The sequence below is a fragment of the Cylindrospermopsis sp. CR12 genome (assembly GCF_001432185.1).
Lineage (GTDB): Bacteria > Cyanobacteriota > Cyanobacteriia > Cyanobacteriales > Nostocaceae > Raphidiopsis > Raphidiopsis raciborskii.
On the sequence record NZ_LMVE01000073.1, the window covers coordinates 1 to 9,655 of the forward strand.

Consider the following 9,655-nt stretch of genomic DNA (forward strand, 5'->3'; position numbering starts at 1 on the left):
CTCTCCTAGAGTTAGCAGAATATATGGCATTTACCGAACGGTATGCCAAACGTCGGATTCCATTACCCGGACGCCAGCAACAATTAATAATTTTAAGGGCACAGACCTTCTCCCAACAGCAACCTCTAGAAACTAGTGTTGATATTGAACAGGCTACCCAAGCAGGTGGTGGTGAATCTGATCGTTCGTGGGACGAGCCTATATTAACCCAATTGCGGGCTGCTATAGCTACACAACCAGAGCCAGAAATTGAAGAAGGTAGTTTGCGCTCCGTGGTGATTACTGAATTAATGAATTATTTAGAGCAAAAACAGCAACTAGACTGTGCGGAGTATTTTTCATTGCGACTTCAGGACTTTTCAGCCCAGGAGATTGAATCAGTTTTGGGCCTAACTCCACGCCAACGAGATTACTTGCAGCAACGATTCAAGTATCATCTAATGCGATTTTCTCTTTTGCATCGCTGGGAATTAGTGCATGAATGGCTAGAAGCGTCACTGCCAACCAACTTAGGTTTAACACCCCATGAGTGGGAATTATATATACGCAATTTAGATGAAAAAGATAGATATTTATTAGATTTAAAACATCAAGGAGAGTCTGACCAAACAATAGCTAAAAACTTGGGATTATCTGTGGCCCAGCTGCAAAAACGGTGGTTCAAAATTTTAGAAAAAGCATGGGAAATTCGCAATTCATTGTCCGGATCCACTCCATCTGCTTATGAATAAGGACTTACAACTCATACGATACTGGTATCAAAGTCACTTTTTGGCAAATTTTGTCAAAGCGGCAAGAATCTCTCAGTGGAGTGTGGGAGAATTTATCGGGTAGAAGACCCTCTGTGAAAAAGTTGCTACTTAGTAAAGTAGTAAGCCATCATTAAGGGGAGAACCCCAACCTTTTCAATTAGGAGAAATTCCTACTGTGCAAGAACGTTTTCAAGTCGTCCTTAAGCGGCGATTACAACTCGAAATCCAAAACCGCCCACCTTTATTTCCTTGGGAAAGTCAGTTAGTAGAGTATCCAGAATTTGTCGAAGATATCGGGATTGCTTTAGTTCCCGCCTGGGGGTGGTTGGCACAGCAATCTCAACTCCGTCTACCAATTCCGTTACCGGATAAGGTTTTTCAACACTTAGTGGACAGGTGTCAATCACTAGTGACATCCTGTATCCCATTGGGACCTAAATTGATACAGGCCGTGTCAGATATGTTTCCAGATGAGGATCATTTAATTAGCGACTTAGCTGGATTAGTACTCAGAAGTTCCTACAGATCCGTAAGCACCTTGGAAACCCTACCTAGTATTGACAAAGACTATTCTAAATTGCAACCGCGTCAACAAATGGCTTTGTCGCTGATAGCTGCTAAACAATTGTTAGAAAGTCTAACTTTATCTATTTCCCTTTCTAACCCAGTCGTAGAGCAACAGTGGGAAAGTTACGGTGGTACTCTAACTATTCAAGCACAATTGCTTTCCTTGGGTGCCACGATGAAGTTACGTGTTTATGGTGAGTTACCAACTCCAGGAAGTTTCACAATTCAGGGGAATGGCACATCCGTAACTACCTTCTCTAAGGAAGGTCACAAAGCCAGTTTAGAATTAAACTTTCCCCGTGCCAACCAAACCTATATCCTAGCAGTTGAATTCCCACAAGCGGAAACTCAGCCTTTGTTATTGGCAATTAATGTGACCGTGTAGTTTAAGAGAATTTATTTAGCTTCCCCGTTTATCCGGGGAAGCTTAAACCTAATTAGTTAGCTAAGCTGATGATTAGGCTTCATCCAAAGCTGCAATACCGGGTAGAACCTTACCTTCTAATAATTCTAAACTAGCACCGCCACCAGTGGAAATGTGGCTCATTTGGTCAGCTAAACCTACTTTTTCTACAGCAGCTACAGAGTCACCACCACCAATAATTGTTGTGGCGCCAGTTTTACTAATTTCTGCTAAAGTCTGGGCGATCGCTTCAGTACCGACAGCAAACTTGTCAAATTCAAACACGCCCATAGGTCCATTCCAGATAACGGTTTTGCAATCAGCTAGAGCTGCTTGAAAAACTTTAACCGAGTCAGGTCCAATATCTAAACCCATACGGTCATCGGGGATATGGTCAATGGAAACAGTGACAGCATCAGCATCGGGTCCGAATTTATCAGCTGCGACAATATCCGTAGGTAACAACAAAGTCACACCACGTTCCGCTGCTTTTTTCTCTAGAGAACTGGCCAGTCCCAATTTGTCCTGTTCTACTAAGGACTTGCCCACATTTAGTCCCCGCGCTTTGTAGAAGGTAAAAATCATCCCTCCGCCAATAATCAATTTATCGCACTTTTCTAACAGGGTTTCAATGACACCGATTTTACTAGAAACCTTAGACCCACCAATAATGGCTACCAAAGGACGTTGAGGAACTTCAATAGCACCCTGCAGGTATTGTAACTCTTTTTCGACCAAATAACCAGCCACGGAAGGACTTAAATACTTAGTTACACCTTCAGTGGAAGCATGGGCCCGGTGAGCAGTACCAAAAGCATCATTAACATAGAAATCAGCATTAGCGGCTAATTGGCGGGCAAATTCTGGATCATTGTTTTCCTCTTCTTTATAGAAGCGGACATTTTCTAGCAATAGCACTTGTCCTTTTTCTAAAGCTGCTACCTGGGCGGTGACATCATCACCAATACAGTCATCAGTTTTGATCACCTCTTGTCCCAAAAGTTCAGAAAGACGTTTGGCAACGGGAGTGAGACGTAACTTCTCATCCACACCCTTGGGGCGACCAAAGTGGCTGGCTAAAATCACCTTAGCTCCCTTGCTGATTAAATCTTGAATGGTAGGGAGGGCGGCCCGAATGCGAGTGTCATCAGTAATATTCCCCTGATCATCCACGGGTACGTTAAAATCAACTCGTACCAAGGCACGTTTGTCAGAAATATCGGCAGCAGATAAACTTGCTAAACTTTTTTTTGACATGGCCAAACTCTCCTGATTCTGTTTTTGTTATTGTTTTGAAAGTATCACAATCCAGATTTTACCGGACTAAGGGGCATGGAGATAATTTATGTTTAAAACTGTTCTATTTCCCATTGATGGCAGTCGAGAAGCGCGAGAAGCTGTGGACATAGTTGTTAATATTGTCCAACAGTATAATAGCCGCCTAGTAATTCTATCAGTAGTGGAAGAAGTATCATTGGAGGAAACGAATGACACAGCAATGGCATCTCCGGAGTTGGTTGCCGGACTTTTACAGGAAGCCCAGAGTTTATTTTTTAACCATGGTATTAATCCAGAAGTGCTAGAAAAGCAGGGGAAAGCAGCTTTTACAATTTGTGATGTAGCAGATGAAGTAGGAGCAAATTTGATTGTAATGGGTTGTCGAGGTTTAGGTCTTACCCAAGAAGGTGTCAATGACAGTGTGACCACAAGGGTCATCAACCTCTCACCCTGTCCAGTTCTGGTTATCCCCTAGGAAATTGTAGATTTTGGATTTTTACTTTCCATCAAGCCCATTCTTGTAGGCTAAAATGTAGGTTAAGATAGAAAAAACTTCCAGCTACCACATACATTCGCTCAGTTGAATACAAGTAAAATGGGATTCTTTGACTCTGAGATAGTGCAACAAGAGGCCAAGCAGCTATTTGAAGATTATCAGGCACTAATTCAGCTTGGTAATAACTACGGCAAATTTGACCGTGAAGGCAAAAAGCTGTTTATTGAACAAATGGAAAACATGATGGACCGTTACCGCGTCTTTATGAAGCGGTTCGAGTTATCAGAGGATTTCATGGCACAAATGACAGTAGAGCAACTAAAAACCCAGCTCAATCAATTTGGTGTGACCCCACAGCAAATGTTCGAGCAAATGCATCTGACTCTGGAGCGCATGAAAACCGAGCTAGAAAAACAGGTGTAGATTGTCAATAGTTAACAATTCCTCCTAATTTGACTTGGGACGGGGAAACTGGGAAGGTGATTTAAAATTCTCCACTGGCACGTTTTCTAGGGCTTGCACCATAAAATCACGCCAGATAGGGGCAACCATTCCACCACCAGTCGCACCACTGGATAATTGCAGGTTATCATCCCTTCCCACCCACACTGCTGTTGTCAGTTGTGGCACCGTACCCACATACCAAATGTCTTTTTCTGAGGATGTTGTTCCTGTTTTCCCTGCTGATGGCCTACCCAATGCTGCTCCTTTACCTGTACCGCTGGTCACTACTGACTGCATAATGTCTATGGTAGCTGCTGATGCCCAAGAATCCAGAACTCTCTGAGGTTTGGGTGTATTATCTAATATAACATTACCGCTACTATCAGTAATGCGTACTATTACTGTGGCTGGAGACTGCCATCCATAATTAGCAAAGGTAGCGTAGGCACTGGCCATTTCTAGTGGTGTAACCCCAATTGCACCAAGAGGTAAGGATGTTACTGGCTCCATAGGACTCATAATACCCAAAGTCCGACAGGTTTCCACCACCTTATTCATGCCTATGCTTTTACCAAGTTTAATTACAGGTATGTTACGGGACTGGGCTAAAGCGGTGCGAATAGACATTGCACCGCTAAAACCACCATCATAGTTTCTGGGATAGTACCAACCATTGCCATCTCGATAACTCACAGGAGCATCCAATATGGTGCTATCCGGTGTATACTTACCCGTAGCAAAGGCGGCATAGTAAACAAAAGGTTTAAAAGAAGACCCAGGTTGTCTCTGAGCTTGAGTTGCACGATTGAACTCACTTGCTTTAGCATCTACGCCACCAACTAAAGCTTTGACAAAGTGTGTGCGTGGATCTATAGCAACTAAAGCAATTTGGTTTTTCCGCAGTCCCTTGCCAAGTAAATCCTGGTGCCATCTACTTACAGTGGATTCTGCCATGATTTGAAACTTAGCATCAACGGTAGTTTGCACACGCATACCCCCTTTAAGCAGTGCATCTCGACCGAACCTTCTGGAGAGTTCCTGGGCCACAGTGTTGCTAATATAGGGTAGAGCACTACCTTGAAAAGATCTAATTCGACCTAATGTAATTTTCTCATTAATTGCCTGGTCATATTCTTTAGAGGTAATCCAATCCAGTTCACGCATTCTACCCAAAACTTCTCTTTGTTTTTGTTTAGCCTTTTTCATGCTTACAAAAGGACTAAATTCTTCCGGAGCTTGAATTAAGCCAGCCATCATTGCTGACTCGCCCAAGGTTAAAAATTCTGCGGATTTGTTAAAATAGGTACGAGCTGCTGTTTGGGCACCATAGTTGTTGTGACCCCAATACACCTGATTGAGGTACATTTCCAAAATTTCATTTTTCTCTAGAATTTGTTCTAGACGAATGGCTAAGACTGCTTCTGCTAGTTTACGAGTAAATGCTCGTTTATGGGACAAAAACAGGTTTTTAACCAGCTGCATGGTGATGGTAGAGCCACCTTCTTTTACTCCACCAGCTACTAAGTTAACTACCAGGGCCCTTCCCACACCGGAGGGATTAATCCCATGGTGACCGTAAAAGTGACCATCTTCACTAGCAAGTACGGCACGTTTAAGATTAGGGGAAATCCTGTCTAGGGGGACAACTTGACGGTTAGCTTCACCATGAATACTGGCTAAAAGCTTACCTTTAATATCATATATGAAGGTGGTTTCTGTAGGAGAGAAACTGCGTAACTGTCTAACATCTGGTAAATTGCGGAAACTAATAGCCAGTCCCACCAGGGATCCGGCTATAATAGAGCTGGATAGCAAAGTAACAGATAGTAGAGTTGCACCAGCTACTTGACCTACTCCTTTAAAAAATTCAAAGCCAGGCGAAACATGCTCTTGGGAGTTTTTGTTTGTAAAAGTTCTAGAAGACACAGCGATTTTACTTCCTCACTAATAAATTTAAATGTAATTGATGAAATGGAAAAAAGAGGTTAATTTTTTGCAATTATAGTAGTTTGGCACAATAGAAAATGACTTTATATGGCTAAAGATTTCTCCTGGTTGTATCGTGGTGTGGCGGAAATTTTTCCCCAATCCCATGATACTGATAGTGAAACTGAAAGTTTGGAAAAGCGTTTATTAAATGCTGACCATCCTTTGCGAATTAAATTGGGTATTGATCCTACCGGTGCGGATATTCATCTGGGTCATAGCATCCCAGTTAGAAAACTGCGGGCCTTTCAAGATGCTGGTCATACTGCGGTTTTGATTATTGGTGATTTTACTGCTAGAATTGGCGACCCAACAGGTAAGTCAGATGTGCGTCGTCAACTGACAGAAGAGGATGTGTCACAAAATGCCCAAACCTATCTTGAACAGGTAAGACCAATTTTAGATTTTGACACACCTGGGAGATTAGAGGTACATTATAATTCTCAATGGCTTTCCGGTTTGGATTTAGCCAAAATATTAGAGTTGCTGTCAACCATGACAGTGGGTCAGATGTTGGCTAAGGAGGGTTTTGCCGAACGTTATAAAAAAGAGAATCCTATTTTTCTTCATGAGTTCCTCTATCCTTTGATGCAGGGTTTTGATTCGGTGGCTATTAAATCTGATGTAGAATTGGGCGGTACTGATCAGAAATTTAACATTGCAGTAGGTCGGGATTTACAACGGCATTTTGGTTTACGTCCTCAGTTTGGTTTACTATTGCCCATTTTAATTGGAACTGATGGTATTCAAAAAATGTCTAAGTCCCTGGGCAATTATGTGGGGTTGTCGGAACATCCCTCCCAAAAGTACCAGAAACTACAAGGTGTTCCGGATCATCTGCTGACTCAGTATTTTGAATTACTGACGGATTTACCTTTAGACACCTTGCCAGATAATCCACGAGACCGCCAACAGTTCTTAGCTTGGGAAATTGTCCGCCAATATCATGGTGAAATCCAGGCTAATCAGGCCCAGGAGGCGGCAAAAAGTAAGGGGAAGGAAGGCGTATTACCGGAGTTTTCTTTGGCTAATATCACTCAATTCCCTGCCAAATTAGCTCATATTCTCTCGGCTTCTGGTTTGTGCAAAAGCACAGGGGAAGGTAAAAGAAAAATTCAAGAAGGTGGTGTGCGCTTGGACAGTGAAAAGATTACCGATGTGGATTTGACCTTTTTTGGTCCCGGAGATTTATCTGGTAAAGTTTTACAAGTAGGTAAAAAGAACTTTGTTCGTATTGTTCCATAGTTATCCATCCTCATAAATCACAAGTAAAAGTCCATGATTGCCAGTGAACGGATTATTGTTCCCTTAGATGTGCCAACTTTAGATCAGGCGATCGCATTAATAGAATTGCTACCAGACGTGTCCTTTTGGAAGGTTGGTTTAGAATTATTTACCAGCGTTGGTCCGAGGATTCTGGATGTTTTAAAATCCCGCCAGAAGCGAGTTTTCCTAGATTTAAAGTTTCACGACATTCCTAACACAGTAGGGAGTGCTTGTCGTGTTGCTGGTACTTATGGGGTGGATTTGTTGACAATTCACGCAACTTGTGGTAAGGATTGTCTTATGGGGGCGATGGACGCATTGTTCCAGGGAGCTAGTGGTGCAGCACCACCAAAATTAATTGCCATTACCTTGTTGACTAGCATTTCAGCACGAGATTTAGCTTTTGACTTAAAAATTCCCTTGGAATTGCCTGAATTCGCATTACAAATGGCACTCTTGGCTGAAAATGCTGGTTTAGATGGGGTAGTTTGTTCTCCCCAGGAGGTAGCACAACTGCGGGAAAGTTGTCGACCAGATTTTTTGTTGGTTTGTCCTGGAGTGCGCCCAGTGTGGGCCAATAAGGATGACCAAAAACGTTCTTTGTCTCCCGTGCAAGCTTTACAATCTGGTGCTGATTATTTAGTAATTGGCAGACCTATCACTGCTGCTACTGATCCGTTGAGCGCCTGGGCAAAGATATGTGAGGAACTAGGTTCAATTCAAAATCTATCATCTACTAGCTGAGAAAGTTCATCTATGAACTTTTGAGAAATCCCCGGTTTTCTAAACCGGAGGAGCTTAATGACTAACCACTAACCATTGATGATTTATGATTATTGGGTGTTGTGATTGTGAATAGACTATTTTTCCTACCTTATTCCTTTTATTACTGCCTATTTGTTTTTTTATCTCCTACCTACGCTAAAAATACTGCTTATGAACCCATAAACTACCCATCCAAAACCAAATTTACCACTTCTTGTTCTCAACAGAGTTGGGAAAATTTAACTACTCAGTTAATGCTTGATTTACCTAGTTATGCCAATCGGGTGACCCAACGTTCTCGTCGTCTTGGTCTAGGTGTTGACCTTTATCCCTATGTTATGGTAGCGGGGAGATCTGAGTTTAAATCTTTACCTTTAAATCCTAATATTAATACGGATTCCAGTTATGTATCCAAAGGTGTGGAACAGCTATTTTTTACTACGTTAGAACGACAATATAGCAAGGAAAAATCAATAGAGTTACAACAGTTCCACTGGTTATTTGTGACCAAAACTCCATCAGGTTGGCGATTGGTAATGATGTTTAGCCAAGCAGGTGAATATCCATTAAAATCAGTTATATCCCCACCTAGAAATAGTAGTAATGGAGTTATTGCGCAAGCTGTTAAATTGTGGTTACGAGACTGTCAAGCAGGAAGTTTAAGAAGTTAACTAATGTTAGATTGTTAATATATTTTGCGATCGCCCAAAAATCCTGAACCAAGAACAGAATTTAGCTAGTTTTAGTTTTTTATGAGCAATCAAGAACGGATAGATAACATGGAAAACCAACTGATTGATATTAGATTAGCTGTGAGCGCACTTCTAGAAACATCTGTTATATATCAGCGCAACTTTGAGGTGATGCAGCGTAACTTTGACAATGTGGTTGTAGAAATGAGACAGATGCAATCAGAAATGAGAGAAATGCAATCAGAAATGAGAGAGATCCAGTTAGAAATTAGGGAGATGCAATCAGAAGTAAGAGAAATACAACTAGATGTGAGGGGTTTACAAACTGAAAATCGTCGCATTTTAGATATTCTCCAAAATCTTCCACCTGGGGGAAATTATGAGTAATCAAGAACGGATGGATAGCATGGAAAACCAACTGATTGATATTAGATTAGCTGTGAGCGCACTTCTAGAAACAGTGGCTATACATCAGCGCAACTTTGAGGTGATGCAGCGTAACTTCGACAGTGTGGTTATAGAAATGAGAGAGATGCAATCAGAAATTAGGGAGATGCAATCAGAAATTAGAGAGATGCAATCAGAAGTAAGAGAAATACAACTAGATGTGAGGGGTTTACAAACTGAAAATCGTCGCATTTTAGATATTCTCCAAAATCTTCCACCTGGGGGAAATTATGAGTAATCAAGAACGGATGGATAGCATGGAAAACCAACTGATTGATATTAGACTAGCTGTGAGCGCACTTCTAGAAACAGTGGCTATACATCAGCGTAATTTTGAAGTAATGCAGCGTAACTTTGACAGTATGGTTACAGAAATGAGAGAGATACAGTTAGAAATTAGAGAAATGCGATCAGACACTAGAGAAATGCAATCAGAAATTAGGGAGATGCAATCAGAAGTAAGAGAAATACAACTGGATGTGAGGGGTTTGCAAACTGAAAATCGTCGCATTTTAGATATTCTCCAAAATCTTCCACACTGGGGGAAGTTATGAGTAAT

At 41.6% G+C, this 9,655-nt stretch carries 11 protein-coding genes and 1 pseudogene; 10 read left to right on the forward strand and 2 right to left on the reverse strand.

What is annotated here, in order from left to right; translation table 11 throughout:
* Positions 1–731: pseudogene (locus ASL19_RS08935) on the forward strand (hypothetical protein); the annotation flags it as partial.
* Positions 732–927: 196 nt separating this feature from the next.
* Positions 928–1,704: a hypothetical protein gene (locus tag ASL19_RS08940; protein WP_057178065.1), complete on the forward strand. Its 777-nt coding sequence runs from the start codon at positions 928–930 to the stop codon at positions 1,702–1,704.
* Positions 1,705–1,776: 72 nt separating this feature from the next.
* On the opposite strand, the gene pgk is transcribed toward ASL19_RS08940, so the two are convergent.
* On the reverse strand, positions 1,777–2,979 hold the full coding sequence (gene pgk / locus ASL19_RS08945; RefSeq protein WP_057178066.1) for a phosphoglycerate kinase: 1,203 nt from the start codon (positions 2,977–2,979) through the stop codon (positions 1,777–1,779).
* A gap of 88 nt (positions 2,980–3,067) precedes the next feature.
* Between pgk and ASL19_RS08950 the strand changes: the two genes are divergently transcribed.
* Both ASL19_RS08950 and ASL19_RS08955 read left to right on the forward strand, forming a co-directional pair.
* Positions 3,068–3,475 carry a universal stress protein gene (locus tag ASL19_RS08950; RefSeq protein WP_006278489.1) on the forward strand — a complete coding sequence of 136 codons (408 nt, stop codon included), beginning with the start codon at positions 3,068–3,070 and terminating at the stop codon, positions 3,473–3,475.
* Positions 3,476–3,595: 120 nt separating this feature from the next.
* Positions 3,596–3,919, forward strand: a complete 324-nt coding sequence (locus ASL19_RS08955) for a DUF1825 family protein (protein ID WP_057178067.1) — start codon at positions 3,596–3,598, stop codon at positions 3,917–3,919.
* 24 nt (positions 3,920–3,943) lie between these two features.
* Here ASL19_RS08955 and ASL19_RS08960 read toward each other — a convergent pair whose 3' ends face one another.
* A complete protein-coding gene (locus ASL19_RS08960; RefSeq protein ID WP_057178068.1) occupies positions 3,944–5,866 on the reverse strand; it encodes a transglycosylase domain-containing protein in 1,923 nt (640 codons plus the stop codon).
* Between the two features lie 108 nt (positions 5,867–5,974).
* On the opposite strand from ASL19_RS08960, the gene tyrS reads away from it, so the two are divergent.
* The 6 genes from tyrS to ASL19_RS08990 all read left to right on the forward strand — a co-directional run bounded on the left by tyrS (position 5,975) and on the right by ASL19_RS08990 (position 9,650).
* Positions 5,975–7,171 (forward strand): tyrosine--tRNA ligase, encoded by a 1,197-nt coding sequence (gene tyrS / locus ASL19_RS08965; protein WP_006278486.1) that lies wholly within the window; start codon positions 5,975–5,977, stop codon positions 7,169–7,171.
* A 33-nt stretch (positions 7,172–7,204) separates the two neighbouring features.
* Positions 7,205–7,936 (forward strand): orotidine-5'-phosphate decarboxylase, encoded by a 732-nt coding sequence (gene pyrF / locus ASL19_RS08970; RefSeq protein WP_057178069.1) that lies wholly within the window; start codon positions 7,205–7,207, stop codon positions 7,934–7,936.
* A 107-nt stretch (positions 7,937–8,043) separates the two neighbouring features.
* Positions 8,044–8,628: a hypothetical protein gene (locus ASL19_RS08975; RefSeq protein WP_006278484.1), complete on the forward strand. Its 585-nt coding sequence runs from the start codon at positions 8,044–8,046 to the stop codon at positions 8,626–8,628.
* A gap of 81 nt (positions 8,629–8,709) precedes the next feature.
* The gene (locus tag ASL19_RS08980; protein ID WP_057178070.1) at positions 8,710–9,036 is read left to right on the forward strand and encodes a hypothetical protein; all 327 of its coding nucleotides are present in this window, start codon (positions 8,710–8,712) and stop codon (positions 9,034–9,036) included.
* Positions 9,029–9,334 (forward strand): hypothetical protein, encoded by a 306-nt coding sequence (locus tag ASL19_RS08985; RefSeq protein WP_057178071.1) that lies wholly within the window; start codon positions 9,029–9,031, stop codon positions 9,332–9,334. Before ASL19_RS08980 ends, ASL19_RS08985 begins: the two co-directional genes overlap by 8 nt.
* The gene (locus tag ASL19_RS08990; RefSeq protein WP_057178072.1) at positions 9,327–9,650 is read left to right on the forward strand and encodes a hypothetical protein; all 324 of its coding nucleotides are present in this window, start codon (positions 9,327–9,329) and stop codon (positions 9,648–9,650) included. Before ASL19_RS08985 ends, ASL19_RS08990 begins: the two co-directional genes overlap by 8 nt.
* Positions 9,651–9,655: the final 5 nt, after the last annotated feature.